The 19,528-nt window shown below is 37.2% G+C and carries 19 protein-coding genes; 17 read left to right on the top strand and 2 right to left on the bottom strand.

Features of this window, described 5'->3' with window-relative positions:
• Positions 1-231: 231 nt before the first annotated feature.
• On the bottom strand, positions 232-660 hold the full coding sequence (locus ACQKNC_RS08235) for a DUF2621 domain-containing protein (RefSeq protein WP_427424667.1): 429 nt from the start codon (positions 658-660) through the stop codon (positions 232-234).
• A gap of 119 nt (positions 661-779) precedes the next feature.
• Between ACQKNC_RS08235 and ACQKNC_RS08230 the strand changes: the two genes are divergently transcribed.
• The 9 genes from ACQKNC_RS08230 to ACQKNC_RS08190 all read left to right on the top strand — a co-directional run bounded on the left by ACQKNC_RS08230 (position 780) and on the right by ACQKNC_RS08190 (position 8,965).
• Positions 780-995 (top strand): DUF1659 domain-containing protein, encoded by a 216-nt coding sequence (locus ACQKNC_RS08230; RefSeq protein ID WP_427424375.1) that lies wholly within the window; start codon positions 780-782, stop codon positions 993-995.
• Between the two features lie 12 nt (positions 996-1,007).
• Positions 1,008-1,232 (top strand): DUF2922 domain-containing protein, encoded by a 225-nt coding sequence (locus ACQKNC_RS08225; protein WP_427424374.1) that lies wholly within the window; start codon positions 1,008-1,010, stop codon positions 1,230-1,232.
• Between the two features lie 80 nt (positions 1,233-1,312).
• Positions 1,313-1,435: a YvrJ family protein gene (locus ACQKNC_RS08220; protein WP_427424373.1), complete on the top strand. Its 123-nt coding sequence runs from the start codon at positions 1,313-1,315 to the stop codon at positions 1,433-1,435.
• A gap of 103 nt (positions 1,436-1,538) precedes the next feature.
• Positions 1,539-2,147: an SCO family protein gene (locus ACQKNC_RS08215; RefSeq protein ID WP_427424372.1), complete on the top strand. Its 609-nt coding sequence runs from the start codon at positions 1,539-1,541 to the stop codon at positions 2,145-2,147.
• 108 nt (positions 2,148-2,255) lie between these two features.
• Positions 2,256-2,774, top strand: a complete 519-nt coding sequence (locus ACQKNC_RS08210; protein ID WP_427424371.1) for an RNA polymerase sigma factor — start codon at positions 2,256-2,258, stop codon at positions 2,772-2,774.
• Positions 2,767-3,645, top strand: a complete 879-nt coding sequence (locus tag ACQKNC_RS08205; protein WP_427424370.1) for a hypothetical protein — start codon at positions 2,767-2,769, stop codon at positions 3,643-3,645. The genes ACQKNC_RS08210 and ACQKNC_RS08205 overlap by 8 nt, the downstream gene beginning before the upstream one ends.
• A gap of 154 nt (positions 3,646-3,799) precedes the next feature.
• Positions 3,800-4,336, top strand: coding sequence for a DUF1572 family protein (locus ACQKNC_RS08200; protein WP_427424369.1), 537 nt, complete (start codon positions 3,800-3,802; stop codon positions 4,334-4,336).
• Between the two features lie 672 nt (positions 4,337-5,008).
• Positions 5,009-6,688: a methyl-accepting chemotaxis protein gene (locus tag ACQKNC_RS08195; protein WP_427424368.1), complete on the top strand. Its 1,680-nt coding sequence runs from the start codon at positions 5,009-5,011 to the stop codon at positions 6,686-6,688.
• A gap of 315 nt (positions 6,689-7,003) precedes the next feature.
• Positions 7,004-8,965 carry a methyl-accepting chemotaxis protein gene (locus ACQKNC_RS08190; protein ID WP_427424367.1) on the top strand — a complete coding sequence of 654 codons (1,962 nt, stop codon included), beginning with the start codon at positions 7,004-7,006 and terminating at the stop codon, positions 8,963-8,965.
• 56 nt (positions 8,966-9,021) lie between these two features.
• Here the strand turns inward: ACQKNC_RS08190 and ACQKNC_RS08185 are convergent, their stop codons facing one another.
• Positions 9,022-10,416, bottom strand: coding sequence for an alanine/glycine:cation symporter family protein (locus ACQKNC_RS08185; RefSeq protein ID WP_427424366.1), 1,395 nt, complete (start codon positions 10,414-10,416; stop codon positions 9,022-9,024).
• Positions 10,417-10,698: 282 nt separating this feature from the next.
• Here ACQKNC_RS08185 and ACQKNC_RS08180 point away from each other — a divergent pair, with 282 nt between their 5' ends.
• The 8 genes from ACQKNC_RS08180 (at position 10,699) to ACQKNC_RS08145 (ending at position 19,391) form a co-directional block, all read left to right on the top strand.
• On the top strand, positions 10,699-10,968 hold the full coding sequence (locus tag ACQKNC_RS08180; protein WP_427424365.1) for a hypothetical protein: 270 nt from the start codon (positions 10,699-10,701) through the stop codon (positions 10,966-10,968).
• Between the two features lie 70 nt (positions 10,969-11,038).
• The gene (locus ACQKNC_RS08175) at positions 11,039-11,737 is read left to right on the top strand and encodes an aspartate/glutamate racemase family protein (protein ID WP_427424364.1); all 699 of its coding nucleotides are present in this window, start codon (positions 11,039-11,041) and stop codon (positions 11,735-11,737) included.
• 1 nt (position 11,738) lies between these two features.
• Positions 11,739-12,782 (top strand): P1 family peptidase, encoded by a 1,044-nt coding sequence (locus ACQKNC_RS08170; protein WP_427424363.1) that lies wholly within the window; start codon positions 11,739-11,741, stop codon positions 12,780-12,782.
• Positions 12,783-13,479: 697 nt separating this feature from the next.
• On the top strand, positions 13,480-13,662 hold the full coding sequence (locus ACQKNC_RS08165) for a hypothetical protein (RefSeq protein ID WP_427424362.1): 183 nt from the start codon (positions 13,480-13,482) through the stop codon (positions 13,660-13,662).
• A gap of 783 nt (positions 13,663-14,445) precedes the next feature.
• Positions 14,446-15,138 carry a M15 family metallopeptidase gene (locus ACQKNC_RS08160; protein ID WP_427424361.1) on the top strand — a complete coding sequence of 231 codons (693 nt, stop codon included), beginning with the start codon at positions 14,446-14,448 and terminating at the stop codon, positions 15,136-15,138.
• Positions 15,135-15,929, top strand: a complete 795-nt coding sequence (locus ACQKNC_RS08155; RefSeq protein ID WP_427424360.1) for a M55 family metallopeptidase — start codon at positions 15,135-15,137, stop codon at positions 15,927-15,929. The genes ACQKNC_RS08160 and ACQKNC_RS08155 overlap by 4 nt, the downstream gene beginning before the upstream one ends.
• 23 nt (positions 15,930-15,952) lie before the next feature.
• On the top strand, positions 15,953-17,017 hold the full coding sequence (locus tag ACQKNC_RS08150) for a dipeptide epimerase (protein WP_427424359.1): 1,065 nt from the start codon (positions 15,953-15,955) through the stop codon (positions 17,015-17,017).
• Positions 17,018-17,567: 550 nt separating this feature from the next.
• Entirely contained in the window at positions 17,568-19,391 is a 1,824-nt protein-coding gene (locus tag ACQKNC_RS08145) for a peptide ABC transporter substrate-binding protein (RefSeq protein WP_427424358.1), read from the top strand.
• The last annotated feature ends 137 nt before the right edge of the window (positions 19,392-19,528 follow it).

Genomic DNA, 19,528 nt, shown 5'->3' with positions numbered 1-19,528 from the left:
AAGAGACGTCCAAGCGACGGAATGAAAGACAAAAACGACGGAAGGAAGAGTCAAAGTGACGGATAGAACCAGAACGACGGAATGAAAGACAAAAGCGACGGAAAGAGTCCTCCCAGAGAGAGAATCACCGAAGTTAAGAATAGACGCCAGGATAAAATTATTGAAAAAATATATGATGAAACTTATCTAAGACCAGAAAAAACGCTGCACAAATCTGTGTGCAGCGTATCATCAATCAAATAGATGTTCATATGGAGCGATGTCAATTTGCATTTCGTCTAATTTTTTGCGTAAAAATTTATGGTCGCGCTTAGGAGTTGCTTGTATATAGCCACGAATAATCAAATCATGGTTAATAGCAGGTGCTTTTTCTTCTAAAGCAAGCTCGCCAATTTTTCCTGCTATTTTTTCCTTTGCTACTTGTCTAAATAGCTCAGGTACAGGGCTTACAAGTTCATATAAAAGTTCTTTCTCAGGTTGTCCCCATAAATGAATGGTTTTATCTAAATAATACTCTTGCCAATCTAAATCAGATTTACCGTCCTGCTTCGGTAAAGCCTTCAAAAATTTGCGGAACATAAAAAATCCGCCTATCGCCATAAATGAAATAAGCACAACTACCCAAAATAGGATAAACCATAAAAACCAACCACTTAACAAATCGTTCACCTCTTTGCCTTCTCTCACTCTATTATAAAAGCTTACATAAAAAAATTCATCCTAAATGTCCCTTTTTTAGCAATAAGTCTGTATATATTGTGTGAAAGGAGGTGACCCACATGGCAAAAATCAATTTCATAGGTGCTACACTACGCTTAAAGTATGTTGCTGGACACAATGCACAAAACGAGCCTTTGTTCACAACAAAAACGTATCGTAATTTAAACAGCTCGCATACAGCAGAGGATTTAGTAGAGGTAGCAAAAGCCATTGCAAGTCTATCTTCACACGCACTAGATAGCATTGTGAAACAAGAAACAACAGATTTATCCTAAGGAGGGAAAGTTATGACACAAGTTTTAGAGCTGCAATTTGAAACAGCGGCAGGGAAAACGACAACGTTTGTGATTGATGCACCGAAGCCGAAATTAACAACGGAAGAAATTCAAAAGGTTATGCAAAAGATCATCACGAAAAATGTTTTTGATGGACAAGCTGGTGCTCTGGTTGCGATGAGTGGGGCTCGCATCGTTGATCGACAAGTAACAGAATTTGAATTAGGGATCGAATAGTCAGGTAATGGTCTTTGCAGAATTTTCTGCAAGGACCATTTTCAGCAATGGCAGTAATCTAGTGTGAAGGAGGGGCAAACATGGAACAATGGTTAAACATGATATCGGATATCGGTTTTCCTATCTTAGTGTCGTTTTATTTACTGCACCGAGTAGAAGTTAAATTGGATGCAATTCATGATGCGCTTGTTTCCATAAAGTGAAATCGATTTCACAAAGATGTACGAAAGCTGTCACTTGGTGTCCTTGTCAATATTTACATCGTACGATAGGATGAGGGTAGTGTAGGTAGGGAGCGTGTTAAAGATGAGAAATAAAATAATTGGGCTTGTTCTACTTTTTGCATTAGCAGCAGTGCTCAGTGCGTGTGGAAATACAAAATTTAAAGCAGATTATAACTTGGAATTACCGGATTTTGAGCATGTCAATCAACGCGGAGAAAAAGTTTCTTTAGAGAGTTTAAAAGGAAAACCATGGATTGGTATGTATATTTTCACGAATTGTACCTCAATTTGTCCACCAATGTCCTTTAATATGGCGCAAGTTCAAGAAAAGCTGAAGAAAAAAGGTGTGGATGATTATAATATTGTTGCGTTTTCCGTTGATCCTGACGTTGATAAACCAGAAGTATTAGCTGATTATTTGAAAAAATACAATGTTCCAGATGAATCAAAATGGAATCTACTTACTGGTTATTCACAAAAATATATCGAGCAGTTCGCTGTTAAATCAACAAAAATAATCGTCAAAGATGATCCTAAAACCGACCAAGTGATCCATGGGAATCAATTTTTCTTAGTCGATAAAAATGGTGTAATCGTAAAAATGTATTCAGGGTTTGCTAAAAATATCGAGGATGTGCCAATTGACACAATTGCATCAGATATAGAAACATATATTGATGAAAATTTATAATGGATAGAACTAAACCGTCTCAATTAATGAAGAGACGGTTTTTTTATGGTCGAAATTTAATCTTTTATAACGTTAGCCTCGTTTATAGTGTAGAAGGAGGGAAAGATTTTGTCTGATACAGAATATTTAGAGCAACTAATGGAACTACATACTGATCATTTATTTCGAATCGCTTACTACTATACGAAAGATCTACGAATAGCTGAGGATATTGTTCAAGATGTATTTATTAAATTCTATCATCACCAAAAGCTTTATGAAGAAAGAGGCGAGATGAAGGCTTATTTAGCACGTATGACCATTAATAAATGTAAGGATTACTTAAAAAGCTGGGCCTATCGAAAAATTACATTTCAGCATAATTTTTTTGCCAAACAAAAAACTGTTTTACAAGATACACTTATTCGTCAAGATGAACAAGTTCTTTTAGATGAAGCCATTTTACGGTTACCAATAAAGCAACGTGAAGCAATTGTCTATTTTTATTTGGAGGAGATGACGATTAAGGAGATAGCAGAGCTACTGGCAATTCCTGAGGGTACTGTGAAATCTCGTTTAAAGAAAGGGAAGGAATTATTAAAAGTAGACTTACAACATATTGAATGGGAGGTACTTTTCCATGGATAAGCATACAATGCATGTTTTGAAGGATGTCTCGACACATAAAGAAGCAATCATTCAAAAGGTTAGACAACAAATTCAGCAAGAGCCGTATCCACCAAAGCAACTTTGGCCTTATCGTGCATTGGCCGTCATGATGACATGCTCAATCTTACTATTTATTGCATGGCAAGCTTCGAAATCGATGGACCATCTAACGACAGAAATACTTCATGAAGAAGAAAAACAATCATTCACCGATTTATTTCAAACAGAAGTTGAAGGAACAGAGACAACGTTCAGTCAGTTTTTCCCAATAGCAGATCAATTAGATCACCGCGAAAATATCAAATTTTATGCACCGCTTCAGGGCTTCGAGACTATGCAAGCAGTGGCGGCTACTATGGAGAATGCTGTCCATCTAATAGACCCTAAAAATCTTCCTTTTAATTCAAATATACAAGAGGTCTATGCAGTAACTTCAGATATGCAAGATGGTAGCCTGCAAAAGCAATTTCAATTTAGTTATAAAGAAAAGTCTCTCACTGGAGTGGATCGTCAATATATTATTTTGACGGTAACAAATGTAAATCATAATCCTTTAATAAACTATAAATTTACGGAAGATAGTCAGGAGGAAATCACGAATGTAGGTTTGAATTTTATGAATCCTTTGTATTATCGTGCGATGACACCAGATAAATGGTTCGCATATGTATACTATAATTATGATGAGGCAGACAAGCGCATTTATCGAATGAGTACAAGAGCCAATGAGTTTTATACGTATTATAATGGCTATGTATATCATATAGGCTATCAATTAAATGGTGATCAACAGGAAGCACAAGAAAAAATGGTTGCTCTTGCAAGGGAATTTATCCCGCACTTAAATTAAGCGAAAGCAAAGAAGTTAGGGGTAACAATCAGTAGTGAAGAATATCCCTCAGTGAGTAAGTATTACTTTATTCTTGGCAACAACTAGTTACCAAAATTGGCACAGCTCATTCTGTTTATATTAAAATAGTAGAAGAGAGGATGGGGGGGCAACAATGACAGTAGCGCAAACGTATTTAAATGTTGTTCAAAAAAGATTTAGAAGTATCAAAGAGCAAGGTGATAAAACACTCTCACAATTAGATAACGAACAACTGCATTGGGCTTTTAACGAAGAATCCAATAGCATTGCCGTTATAGTAAAACACGTTAGTGGTAATATGATATCGAGATGGACTGACTTTCTAACGACAGATGGTGAGAAAGCAACGAGAAATCGTGATGATGAATTTTCGGATAGCCTTCAGTCAAAAGAAGCGGTTATGACAGTATGGGAAAAGGGCTGGCAAGTATTTTTAAATGCTTTACAAGAATTAACGGAAGCTGATTTACAAGGGTTTGTAACGATAAGGGGAGAACAGCATTCCGTGATAGATGCTATCGAAAGACAAATGTCCCATTATTCACTGCATGTTGGACAGATTGTTTACATCGCTAAGCAAATAAAGGGCTCTGAGTGGCAAACATTAAGTATTCCAAAGGGGCAATCTCAGGCATTTACAGAGTCTATGGTAAAAAAACATAAACAGTAGAAATGAGAGGCTGAGACAAAACTGGTCAAAGTCTTAAAAAGCGCGAGAAATCAATTTTAGAAAAGTTGATCTCTTGCGCTTTTCTGATGTTATATTTTCGATTTTTCTATAAAAATATACTTTGTCAGGTTTCAATTCACATATTCCTTCGGCAAAACAAGGGGGATTTCCGTTCTGATTGGGCGCTTTTATCGCTGACGCTTCGCTTTCGCGCAGAGCAGAGCTTCCTAGGGGAGTCCGAGTTCAAGTTCTGCCTTATCCTGGATTATGTGTATAGTTGGGGTGATATTAATATTTTACACTATAGATTATCTTTGATTATGTATTTAACAGACCTAAAGCAACAGCATCTTGCTGGTGCTTTTTTTCGTGGTGTGCTCGAACTATAGGGTGCAAGTCCCAAACTCCGAAGGAAGCATTACAGCGGCCTGAGGAACATGGAAGGCATTTGGCCGAACATTTTTGTGGAGTGACTTGCTAATTGGTCTTTTTTTTTAACTACTAAAATAGCTGAATATAATTTAGAGAAGTCAAGACATATGGAGATATGTTTTAATTTTTGTAAAATTTTAGTGCTAATTTATGACGAAAGACGCACTTCTTATAGGATAATAGGTAATTTTAGTCTATACTCAAGTGGATTAATGTTAATAGTAGAATAGAGGGGTTCGGATGAAATTAACAGTAGAAAGAAAGCTGCAATTTGCTTTTGGTATAGTATTAGTATTTCTATTACTTATCGCTAGTATTGCAATGTACTATTTAAATGACAATAAACAGACACTTGCGGAAATCGAAAAAAACACTGAATTAATTAATTTGTATAATGATATTTCCTTCCAAACGGTTCGGGCAAACGCAGCCATTCGGGGGTATATGTTATATGGTAAAGAAGACATGCTCAACAATCATCTTGAAATACGAGATACCTTACATAAATCCATCCATCGTATTGAAGAACTCGGACATAAAAATACAGATTTTGAACATTTTTTAAAGCAGTTAGATGAATGGGAAAAGCCTATAGATGAACAAATTGTGCCGTTATTTCAAAGTGGTGATAAACAGCAAGCACAGCAGTTAGCTTTACCGGTATTAGGGAAAGGCTCTCAAAAGCTCGTTGAGTTTGGGAAAACAATGGCAACGGCTCAGCAGGACGAAATGCAGGCGAGTATAGAGGCTACAAAGAAAAAAGGCGTGGAAAGTGGCATAGAAATTGCTGTATTAGCAATAGTCTCCTTACTTATAAGCATTATAATTGCAACAGTTTTTGGGCGAAGAGTAGCCAAAAATATTCAACAAACTGTAGTAGAAATGGAAAAATTCTCAAATGGTAATCTACAAACACACCTGCAATTTAAAACAAAAGATGAGTTTGCACAGCTGGCAGATTCCTTTAATTCGATGTCGGAAAAACTTAGACATACTATGAAGCAAGTTGGTAATTCATCTGAACAGGTAGCAGCAACTTCAGAGCAGCTCACAGCAAGTAGTATGGAAGTGACACAGGCAACAGAAGTTGTCTCAGAATCGATCCAAGATATTGCACAAGGTATTGAAGAACAGGATACATTGACAGGTGATGTACGAAACTTATCCTCGCGTATTTTGAAAAAAATGAATGACATTTCAGCGAGTATTGATAATGTTAACGATGCAACTGTGGAAACTAAAAATATGGCTAGCATAGGACGTTCCTCCGTTCGTAATGTTATTGAACAGATGAATGAAATCTCGGATAATACAGCCGAGCTAAGTATACGTGTTAAAGATTTAGATGAAAATACAGCAGCAATCGTTTCAGCAGTCAATGTTATTAAAAATATTGCTACCCAAACAAATCTATTGGCTATCAACGCCTCAATAGAAGCAGCACGAAGCGGTGAGCATGGCAAAGGCTTTGCCGTAGTAGCAGAAGAGGTAAGAAAACTAGCAGACGAATCAAACTTAGCAGCAATAGATATTGAAAAGGTCGTTGTGCAAATTACTGAGGATACAAGAATTATCGAGGAAGACATGATTAACAGTAATGATTCAGTAAAAGTTGGTCGTGAAAAAGTAAATGTTGCAAGAGATAATTTTATACAAATTGACGATGCCATTAATGATGTACAAGTCCAAACCGAATCAGTTACAGCGGCAATTCGAACGATACATCTAGATATTGAAAAACTTGTAAAAGAAATCGACTACATTAGCGAAGTATCCATGAAATCGAGTAGCAATGTTCAAAGTGTTGCGGCATCCTCTGAGGAACAAAATGCAGCGATGGAAGAAGTAGCAGCAGCCTCTACACATTTGGCAAAAATGGCGATTGACTTACAAGAATCAATTCAAGCATTTAAATACTAACACAAAAATCCCTATGAATCATACTAAAGAATGATACATAGGGGTTCTTCGTTTAGTTGATTGTTGCAGAAAACTTCTAGATTAATGTCGGGAAAATCAAAAAAATGAAAAAAGGGGTTTGAATTTATGTATTTCGTCCGATAAAAGCCTAGGGTGATATTTCATCGATAAAAGAAGGGTAGGTTGTAAACAGTATAGGGAAGCGGCATTCTTTTTGAGTCTTAATCATCGAGTATAGTGCCAGTAGAAGAAAACACAAAATTATACAAACACACACATCTTAAGAATTAATGAAGACAAGAGGAGAACTGTTGCATGAAAAAATTATTTGGGGGCTTTAAGAGTAAGCTTTACACATTATTTGCTCTTATCTTGCTAGTTCCAGTTATTACTGTTGGAAGTTTTGCGTATCTTTCGGCTAAAAATTCGATAAAAGAAGAAATATTATTTAGTGCAAATGAAAGTGTAAATATGTTAAATACGGTTATTGATAAAACCATAAGTGAAAAAGTAAACGACATCAATGTTTTTAGCGAGGAAATAAATTCTTCTTTGTATGAAAAGAAGAGAGCAACAATATTAACAGATTTTCATCAATATATGAAGATGAATCCAAATGTTTTAAATATTTATATTGGAACAAATGATGGAGCATTTATTGAAGAACCAAAAACGGATATGGGAGATTATAATCCTTTGGAAAGGGATTGGTTTAAAGAGGCTAAAGCATTAAAAGGTGAAACTTTAATAACGAAACCTTATATTGATGCAGTGACTGGAAATATGGTTGTTACAGTTGCCCGTCAAATAAAGGACCAATCTGGGGTAGTAGCAGTTGATATAGAATTGTCAGATATTCAAAAAATCGCAAACTCAATTAGTATTGGAAAAAATGGATATCCTTCTATTTTTGATGAAGATAAACTGGTCATTTCACATCCTACTTTAGAAGCAGGTAGCGAATTAACGGAGAGCTTCGCAGATAAGATGTATGAAAGCAAATCTGGCACGTATGAATATGTCTTTGACGGTGATGACCGTATTATGTTCTTTACAACGAATGAATTAACGAATTGGAAAATTACCGGCACAATTTTTGCAAAGGAAATTGACGAATCAGCATCACCCATTTTAAATCATACATTACTCGTGTTAATTATTGCGATTGTTATAAGTACGATTGTTTTTTATTTTGTTATGAAGGGAATCATAAAACCGATTAGATCGCTCAAGGATAGTGCAGTAACTATTAGTAAAGGTGATTTAACAGAGAAAGTGACTATTACTTCTCATGACGAGATTGGACAGCTAGGACAAGCCTTTAACGAAATGCAAGAGAATCTAAGGATACTTATTCAAAAAATAGAACAAAATGCTGAAGAGGTAGCCTCGTCGGCCGAGGAGCTTACAGCCAATGCCACTCAAACGAGCACTGCCACAGAAAAAGTTGCCATTTCGATTCAAGATGTTGCGTCGAGCGCGGACACGCAAACGACGAGTGCCAACAAAAATGCAGAATCGTTACATGAGCTTTCTAAGGCCATTCTTCATATCGCGGAGATTTCTTCAATTGTGACGGATCTTTCACAGCATGCAACGCTACAAGCAGATGAAGGTGGAAAGGCAGTACAAGATACGAAGAATCAAATGCAATCTATCCATTTATCAGTAACGGATTCAAATATTAAAATTCAAACATTACACGAACGATCTCAGCAAATTTCGTCTATTTTAGATGTGATTACAAGCATTGCAGATCAAACTAACTTACTAGCTCTCAATGCAGCGATTGAGGCGGCAAGAGCAGGTGAGCATGGAAAAGGATTTGCAGTTGTTGCTGATGAAGTAAGAAAGCTGGCGGAACAATCACAGGAATCAGCCAAACAAATTTTTGAACTAATCCATGGTATTCAGTTAGAAACAGAACAATCTGTTAACATCATGGCGAAAGTTACAGAGGATGTTCAAAATGGTCTACATGTATCAGATGAGGCCATCACAAAATTCCAAGTGATTAAAGCAAGCATGGATAAAATTACACCTAAAATGGAAGAGGTATCTTCTGCATCTGAACAAATGTCAGCAAGTGTACAAGAGGTAACAGCTGTTACAGAGGATTTGGCATTCTCAGCAAAAGGAAATGCAGCTGCTTCAGAGGACGTTGCAGCGTCAACAGAGGAACAACTTGCTTCGATGGAAGAAATTAATGCTTCGGCACAAGCGCTTGCGCATATGGCAGATGAGCTAAAACAGCTAATTAGTCAATTTAAATATTAATAAAATCAGGCATAACAAAAAACGCCATTCCGTTGAGGAGTGGCGTTTTTCTATAATTATCGATCTTCTTCCCAACAATCTGTATTTTTCAATGATGGGATTGATTTTGCATAAAAAACAGGATTTTTGCCTGCATTTCGTTGCATTGTAAAGTCTTCTAATACTAGGAAGGCAATTTTACCAAGTAACAGGATGATCGTAATATTGATGATAGCCATTAGTCCCATGAATAGGTCTGCTAAGTTCCAAACAAGCTCTACTTGTGCAAGAGAACCAAACATCACCATAGCAAGAACTAAAATACGGTAGCCAAACATCCAACCTTTATGAGCATTCATAAACTCAATATTAGATTCACCGTAATAGTAATTTCCGACAATAGAACTAAATGCAAAGAAAATAATAGAAATAGCGATAAAGTAAGGAGCCCAATCGCCTACATGTACTGCTAAGGAATTTTGTGTAAGAATAATTCCATTACTTTCGCCAGTATTATAAAGACCAGCTAAAATAATGATAAACGCTGTTGCAGAACAAATCATAATTGTATCAAAAAATACACCTAAGCTTTGCACTAATCCTTGCTTTGCAGGGTGAGAGGTATTTGCTGTAGCTGCGGCGTTAGGGACACTACCCATACCGGCTTCATTAGAAAATAAACCACGACGTACACCTTGCATAATTGCAACCCCAATCGCTCCACCAGCAGCTTCACGAAGACCAAACGCTTCTGTGAAAATCAGCTTGAAGACGGCAGGTATTTCAGACAGATTCGTCACAACAACAAAAAGGGCTACAGCTAAATAGAAAACCGCCATCACGGGTACAAGTACTTGCGTAACTTTTACGATTCTATGTACGCCACCAAAAATAATCAAGGCCGTTAACACAACTAACATAATACCAATGACATAGGGCTCAATATGAAATGCCTCACCTACAGAAGTTGCAATCGTATTCGATTGTACCGCATTAAAAATAAAGCCAAAGCTTAACGTTAAAAGAATACTAAAAATGATTCCTAATTTTCGTTGACCTAACGCTTTTTCCATATAATAAGCGGGTCCACCACGGAATGTATCACCATCTTTTACCTTGTACACCTGTGCAAGCGTACTTTCAATAAAGGCAGTCGCCATTCCTAAGATGGCAATAATCCACATCCAAAATACCGCTCCAGGTCCACCTACTCCGATTGCTAACGCAACGCCTGTGATATTACCAGTACCTACTCGTGAGGCTGCACTAATCGTAAAGGCTTGGAACGGAGAAACGCCAGACTCTCCCTCTCTTTTTTCCGCTATTAAACGAAACATTTCAGGGAAAAGTCGAATTTGCACAAACTTTGTGCCAAAGGAAAAATACAATCCTGCAACTAATAACAATGTAATAATGAAATATGTCCATATTATATTATTAGTATCATTTACGATATTCGATATCCATTCCATTTTGCTTACCTCCAATCTCAATACGCTTTAGTCTACACTGTTTTTTTGTAATATAACCACTTTTTGAAAATACTGAATTATATTAATTTTATGCGGTGCAATATCTGATCCTGCTAGTCCAATGTGTTGTTTAGGATGTGGACATGTGATGCCTATTTATACGTTAAAAATAGCAATCGATTATAAATATTAGTGATGGTTTTTTTGTAGAAATTATACAGGGTAAAAATAATATAATGATACGAAAGAAAAATGCACGTTGTAATGAAAAGGAGATTAGGTATGGCATTTTATTTTCTTTTATATTGGCATTTTCTGGTGATTATGATAGTTGCAGGAATTATCACTTTTTTAATCCCAAAGTTTCCATCTATTGTTGTATTGATCATTAGTGGTTTAATAGGCTTTGTGTATTCGATATGCATTGATTTTAAGGATAGTATTTACTTTTTTATTAGTATAAATCTTGTTGTTACTTCTATCCCCATCTTATTAATTAGATATTTACTATTCTTGAACAGAAAAGCAGAAGAAATGGAAAAAGAGGTTTAAAACTTTTTGAAAATTCCCTTATTTAAGTTAGGATTATTAGTATAATAGTAGAATTAAAGGGGGCATTTGTGTGAAAACTATTGGCATGATTGGTGGAATGAGCTGGGAGTCTTCTGCTGAGTATTACCGTCTTATGAATGAAAGGGTAAAGCAACAATTAGGAGGCTTGCATTCAGCAAAATGTATTTTGTATAGTGTAGATTTTCAAGAAATTGAGCAATATCAAGCTGAGGGAGCGTGGGAGAACGCCGGTGAAGTGCTGGGAGAAGCAGCGCAATCTTTAGAGAGTGCAGGGGCAGATTTTATAGTCATTTGTACAAATACAATGCATAAAGTTATTGATATTATCGCAGCAAAAATTACAATTCCAATTTTACATATAGCTGATGCAACAGCAAATCAAATAGAAAAAGCTAGTTTGCAGAAAGTTGCCCTTCTTGGGACAAAGTATACGATGGAGCAAGATTTCTATCGAGCTAGGGTAGAGGAATTTGGCATTGAAGTGCTTGTTCCGCTTGCTGACGAGCGCGCTGAGGTCAATCGTATCATATATGAAGAATTATGTTTGGGCAAAATTGAACAAACATCGAAGGATTATTATTTAAAGGTGATTGGGAACCTTGTGGAATCGGGAGCGCAAGGAATTATATTAGGTTGTACAGAGATTGGATTACTGATTAAACAGGAGGATGTGAACGTACCTGTTTTTGATACGACAGTTTTACATGCACAAGCTGCTGTAAATATGGCGATTCGTAAGGGGGACTAATATGCCAAAAAAAGTACGAGAAATAGGGATCGTCATTGGAACGTTACCAACTGGTGAGAAAAACTGTATTACCGATGTAGCTGGCGTGCTTGTAGGACATGTAACGCTTGATGAGAAAATTAATCAAGATGGTGCTTATGCATGTACAGGAGTAACTGCAATTTTACCCCATGAAGGCAATTTATTTCAGCAAAAGGTTACTGCAGCAAGCTATGTGATAAATGGTTTTGGGAAATCGACAGGACTTGTGCAGGTGAATGAGCTCGGGGTTATTGAATCACCAATTATGCTAACGAATACATTTGGCGTTCCAGCTGTAACACAAGGAACACTGCAATGTATGTTAGATACAAATAGTGAAATAGGTCATTCGACAGGAACTATTAATATCGTAGTTGGGGAATGTAACGATAGTTATTTAAACTCCATTCGAGAATGTCCTATCACACCTGAGCATGCTGTGGAAGCGATTCGCAAGGCGTCGAATGATTCCGCAAAGGAAGGGGCAGTTGGTGCAGGAAAAGGAATGATGTGCTTTGGCTATAAAGGTGGGATTGGCTCATCTTCCCGAATGGTGACACACGAATCAACGAACTATACGATAGGATGTATGGTCCTTAGTAATTTCGGGCAAAGCTCAGAGTTTTTAGCACATCAATACCTTGCTTCAAATGTTCAAAGTGAATCGACATTATCTCCGACAGATGGCTCCATTATCATCGTACTTGCCACAGATGCTCCGCTTAGTAGTCGTCAACTGACACGTGTCATTAAACGCTGTGGTATCGGTCTAGGACGTACAGGTAGTCATTTTTCACATGGCAGCGGAGATATTGTTATTGGCTTTACAACAGCACATCATATCGCACATACATCAGCTCTGCTTGTTGAAACACGTACGCAGCTACGTGAGGATCATCCTATCATGAATCAATTATTTGCAGCTGCTGCAGAAGCAACAGAGGAAGCTATTTTAAATTCACTATCACAGGCACAGACTACAGTTGGTCGAGATGGACATAAGGTTGAAGCTTATCAATTTTAACTTTATGAATGATGGGATGTCGTTAGATAAAATTGTGGAGCATATAAATTTTAGCTCTTTACTGCCAAATGATAAACAAACGAAAATTCTACAATTTTTCCATTTAATCCAGAAACAAAAGATACTCGTAGTTCTATTTACTTTTATGCAAAACTTCAGAATGGAATTATTCGAGTAAAACAATTTTTTTATGATTGGGCTTTTCCTTTTATCTATTCAGATACAAATTTGGTTAAACAAGGCGATCCTTTCGTAATAAATAATAGAGTCGGCTTTATTGGCATTGATTATTAGGTTTTACAGCTGTGGAAATATCCGTTTTTGAAGGTGATGCCACTAATGATATGTTAATAATAGAATACCTTGCGAATTTATTGGTAATAAACTTGGATTTGTCAAAAAAGTCATTTGCTACTGTAAGTTATACAGCTAAGTATGATCAAGGAATATGGGGAGAAGATGAAGTAACGAGAGTAAAATGGTTTGAACGAAACAATTAATGATAATACTTTCTCAGAGAATTTAATAGATTATAAGCTAGATTCGGTTGGGATTGGTAAAGAAATTAATGAAGTTCAATTATTATAACCTTACAGATGGGTGTTGGATTTCAATAGCACCACATACTTTAGAACAGGATTAACCGAAAGCTTTAGGAAGAAATATTGGAACTCGTCAAAAATGGAGATTTAGGTTATTGAAAATTCCATATGAAGAAAGAAAAATTGAGGTATATTATGGAGTTCAAGAAACTAAATATCCAGCAAAATGGTTCTGGTTTAGCTTTGATAATAAAATTATTCAATGTCATATTCGTTTTTCCGTAAATGAAACCTCATCTTTAGTGCGTGAAATATTAATAAAAAAACTATTTAGTTAGCCTGTTTAGTAGAAATAACTAGAAGTGTTTACCTTCATTTTGATTAATATCAAAATGGAGGTTTTTTATAACCAATTTAATTTGATTCAATTAACTAAAAATCTTCATCGAAAGTTGTGGATGATATTTGTTAAAACGTATGCATAAAAGTTGATTGGAGTGGAGACTGGGCGACTCCTTGGGGATTAGCGATAGAGGAACGAAGGCTAAAACCATCACGTCCTGTGATAACGCCTTCGTGACCAACATCCTGTTGGCCCGAGACCCTGCAGCGAAGCGAAGCGGCTCATCGGGCGCCCCCAGGAAGCTCTGCTCTGCGCGAAAGCGAAGCGTCAGCGGCAAATGTTTTATCTGTGCGAAAGCGAAGCGACAGCAACAAATGTTTTCTGTAGCGAAAGCAAAGCGACAGCTACAAAGCGCCCAGTCGGAACGGAAATCAACCACATTCTATGTGAAGAGCTTTGACTAATGAAATCGTTGGAGATTTTTCGTTATTTATTATTATTTTTCGGTAATCTTCTACCCCATCCGCGAATAAAATTCCTAAATAGGTGAAAAAACATCATCTTTCTACTCCTTGCATAAATTATTTGGCGTATCTTGTTCGAAAAGAAGAGAATAGCTATTACTCTGTAAGATTTCTTTTTTTATCTAGTCAATAAATTTAAGGTATGATACATTCATTAAAAACTGAATTATCCGAAAATTTTATCGAAACCTGAATTGGAGGTGTGTACTATACATGACGCTGTTTTTCATCCTATTGAGGTAAATAAAAATTCAATGAGGGACTCAACGCCAGCAATTCGTGAAAATGGCGAGCCATTAATTAAAATCGGAGAAGAACATTCGAGGATTTTTATTAAACCAATTTACTATCATCAAAAAATACCAAATAGTTTACAAGCAATTTATTTACGACAGAGTGTGTATGAACGATTAACACAAGCGCTGTTATTATTGTCTAAAAATTATAGCCTTATCTTATATGATGGCTATCGTCCGTTCCAAGTGCAGCAATTTTTGTTTACGAGTTTTTCAAAACAAATCGCACAGCGTTTTCCCCATTTTACTGAGCAAGAGATTGTAAAAGAAACGCTAAAGTATGTTGCGTTTCCTAGCATTGATCATGCTCATTTCGCCCCTCATTTAACAGGTGGAGCGATTGATGTGACACTAGGGGATTTAGCTGGTAATACTTTAAATTTAGGTACAGCATTTGATGAAATTAGTGAAAAGTCTGCGACACGCTATTTTGAACAACATCCAGAGGAGGATTGGGAAGCCTGTGTTCATCGACGTCTTCTCTATAACTGTTTGACAATGGTTGGCTTTACGAATTATTCAGAGGAATGGTGGCATTACGATTTTAATAATGCTTCATGGGCAAGACGTGTAGGTGCACAAGAAGCTAGCTATGGGGCTGTGGAAGCAATAATTCAAGACAATAAAGTAAAGGAGTTTCGATTTCTATGAAGGTCTATATTAGTGCAGATATTGAAGGGATTACTGGTACAACAGCTTGGAGTGAGACGGAGCTAAACGCGCCAGATTATCAGTTTTTCCAAAAGCAAATGACAAAGGAAGTAGAAGCCGCTATAGAGGGGGCTATTCTTGGTGGAGCAACCGAAATTTTATTAAAAGATGCTCATGATTCGGCACGTAATCTTGATATTTCTAATTTACCCGTAAATTGCAAGGTCATTCGTGGTTGGACGTATGACCCGATGTGTATGGTTGCGGGACTTGATAAGAGCTTTGATCGGGCAATTTTTATTGGCTATCACAGTAAAGGAGGAAGTGCGCGTAACCCTTTAGCACATACGCTTTGCGTTTTTGCTGATGTGAAAATTAATGGTGAGTATGCGAGTGAATTTTTAATAAATACGTACGCTGCTGCTTTACATGGTGTTCCCGTTTCGTTTGTCAGTGGAGATGTAGGGTTAACAGAGGAGATTCAATCTATCAATGATAACATCATCACATTTGCCACGAAAGAAGGGATAGGAAATGCGACCATTAGCGTGAGTCCGCAGCTGACGATTATGGAAACAAAACGACTTGTTGAGGACTCTATAAAGGTGTCACGTGAAGACTTACAAGTGACATTACCTGAGCGCTTTGAAGTGGAAATCATTTATCGTGATCATACACGAGCCTATCGAAATTCTTTCTATCCGAATGCTACGTTTAAACCACATAATACCGTGGAATTTGTAACGGATGATTTTTATGAGGTACTTCGAATTTTACAGTTCTTAACATAAGTAACTTAAAGGTAGGTGAATGGATGAAAATTAAAAATATTGTCGTGGGAAAGGTTGAGGCACCGCTTATAACACCATTTAAAACAGCACTGAGAACAGTGCATAGCATTCACAATATTGCCGTCTATGTTCACGCTGATGATGGGCAAATAGGCATCGGTGAAGCGGCACCGACTGCAGCTATTACTGGTGAAACACTAGGGTCTATTTCGCACGCCATAGAAGAGTATATTAAGCCAGCCATTATCGGAATGGATATTGAAGAATTAACAGAAATCATGGAGCGAATCGACAGCAGTATTTATCAAAATACCAGCGCAAAAGCTGCGGTAGATATGGCGATTTATGATTTATTTGCTAAGTACTATCAAACACCTTTGTATAAATTATTAGGGGGCTATCGGAAAGAATTAATAACAGATATTACGATAAGTGTAAATGATTCTGAAGAAATGGTGAAGGATAGTATAGCCGCTGTACAACGAGGTTTTCAAATTTTAAAAATTAAGGTGGGGAAAGATCCAGCAGGTGATGTCGAGCGGGTTGTTGCCATTCGTGATGCAGTTGGACACGCCATAACATTACGTGTCGACGCAAATCAGGGCTGGACACCGAAGCAGGCTGTACAAATTATTGGTGCACTTGAAGATGCTGGTGCAAATGTTGAATTGGTTGAGCAGCCTGTTCATTGTCATGATCTAGTAGGAATGCAATTCGTGACGGCTCATACATTGACAAATATTTTGGCAGATGAAAGTGTTTTCTCTGCAAAAGATGCCTATAAAATTATTGAAAAGCGAGCTGCAGATTTGATTAATATTAAGCTCATGAAAACAGGTGGCATTTATCAAGCGCAGAAAATTTGCCACATTGCGGAGGCAAACGACATACCATGCATGATTGGTTGTATGCTAGAGACAAAAATTAGCGTTAGTGCCGCTGCACATTTTGCCGCATCACAGAAAAATATCACGATGGTAGATTTAGACGGACCAAGCTTATGTTTGAAAGATCCTATTATCGGTGGTCCAATATTTGAAAATGATCGAATTATGATGACGGATGCAGTTGGAATAGGATTTTCATAATAATGTGAGATTTCAATCAGTGGGGGGATTCCTCATCCCATGCTGATTGTTAGTCTTCACCAATCGGGCTTTTACGGGCAGTTGATTTTCCACTTATATTAATTATTTCCAGGCGTATTGATTAGGAAAAAATAGGTTTATTATTGAGCGATAAAAGGATTTTTTTGTTACCACTTTGCTAATATATTTCCATTTTAACTGATTGTAGCGTAGGGCTACTCGACTCCCGCGGGAAAGCGAGACAGACGAGACCCTGAGGCCAACACGATGTTGGTCACGAAGGCATTGTCACAGGACGTGACGCACTTAGCCTTCGTTCCTTTAGCGGAGGAAGCGGCTCGACGCTCGCCCGCAGGAAGCTTTGCTCTGCGCGAAAGCGAAGCGTCAGCGACAAAGCGAGTAGCCCGTAGCGGAAATCAGAGCCTTCGAATTAATGAGGATGGATAAAAATGGTTAATCGATACACCTGAATGGTTTTATTTAAATCTTGTGGTGGGATTTTTCTGCCCGTTAATGCCGGATAAAAATATTACTAGGGGGGATGCTTATTATGAAAAGGTATTGGTTGCTTTTCGTGTGTCTTGTTGTAATGCTTTGTGCAGCCTGTAGTGATGATTCTTCAAATGAAAAAAAATCAGAGTATCGAGTTGTTTATTCAGGGGAAATAAAAACTTTAAATTACTTAAAGACCTCTGAAACCAATGAGTTTGCTGTAGCAGCGAACTTGATTGATGGATTAATTGAATATGATAAGTATGGTGTGGTGCAGCCAAGCTTAGCCAAAGAATGGTCATCAAATGCCGATGCTACCGTTTGGACGTTCAAGCTTCGTGACGATGCAAAGTGGATGACACATGACGGTAAAGAGTATGCAGATGTTGTTGCTCAAGATTTTGTAGATGGCTTACATTATGTGCTTGATGCAAAAAACGAATCATCAACAGCTTGGATTGCGACGGTCGTAAAAAATGGGGAAGCATTCTACAACGGTGATATGACAGATTTTACGAAGGTTGGCATAAAGGCGATAGATAAACATACAGTAGAATATACTTTAGAAACGCCTACACCTTATTTCCTTTCTATGTTGAACTATGTCTGTTTCTTCCCTGTTAATGGTAAGTTTATAGAAGAAAAAGGTGATAGTTTCGGTACAACTCGTGAAAATTTCCTTTATAACGGTTCTTATATTTTAGATAAATTTGAGCCGCAAAATGAGCGTGTGCTTGTGAAAAATGATAAGTATTGGGATAAAGACCAAGTACTGATCGATCGTATTCGCTATAAATACAATAAAGAAGCGGCTACCGTAGAACCAGAATTATTTTTACGAGGAGAAGTCGATTCAGCCAGTATTCCAACTTCTATTATTGATGAGTGGTTTAAAGACGAAAAGAAAAAATCACAAATTCGTCAAACACAAAATAACTTCTATACGTATTTCTATGCATTAAACTTTAACCCTCAATTTGATGCGCAATACGAGCCTGAAAATTGGAAGAAAGCAGTCAATAATAAAGAATTCCGAAAATCTCTATTCCATGCATTCGACCGAGAATCTGCAATGTTAACTTTAGAACCTTATAACCCAAAAGATTTGCTTAGCAACACAATTACTCCTAAAAACTTTGTCAATGTGGAGGGGGTTGACTATACACAGTTAGCACCATTAGCTGATATTACAAAGAACGACTCCTTCAACAAAGAGAAGGCATTGGAATATAAGGAAAAAGCGAAAAAAGCGCTAGAAGGAAAAGTAACTTTCCCAATAAAAGTGTTAATGCCTTATAACTCTGGTGGTCCAGACTGGGCAAATCGTTCACAAGTGGTTGAACAGCAGCTTGAAAAATTATTAGGTACTGATTATGTAGATATTATCATAGAGGCCGGACCATCAACAGGCTTTTTATCAGAGGTTCGTAAACCTGGTAAATTTGCATTACTCGAAGCAAACTGGGGTCCAGACTATGCCGATCCATCAACGTATACGGACCCATTCACTGCAGACGGTACTTATAATAAACCAGAGCTAGCTGAAGGCTATACAGAAGCAAACGGAAAATCAAAATATCAAAACTTAGTGGACGAAGCAAAGGCAACGATCGATACAGCAAAACGTTACGAACTGTTTGCCAAAGCGGAAGCCTTCTTAATTGATGAGGCATTTGTTATCCCTTATTCAGTAGGTGGTAGCGGCTATGTTGCCTCTAAATTAAATCCATTTGAAGCACAATACTCTCCATTTGGTGTAACTGCTGAGAAATTTAAAGGTCAGCGAGTTTTAGATAAGCCAATGAGTAACGAGGAGTTTAAAGAAGCTTTAGCAAAGTGGGAGCAAGAACGTGCGGATGCGTTAGCTAAAGCAGCAAAATAAATGTGAAACTTCATTCAATGCCCAATGATTTACAGTTGGAACAATCGGGCATTAGGCAGTTAATGCAAAAATATTAAAATTATTGCTACATTCAAGAAAAATGTTCAAAAGCGCTAAGTATGTATGAAGGAGATACC

The sequence above is a fragment of the Lysinibacillus sp. NPDC094177 genome, from assembly GCF_050279145.1.
Taxonomy (GTDB): Bacteria; Bacillota; Bacilli; order Bacillales_A; family Planococcaceae; genus Lysinibacillus.
Note: the sequence above shows the minus strand (reverse complement) of the source record. Positions and strands in the feature narration are given on the sequence as shown.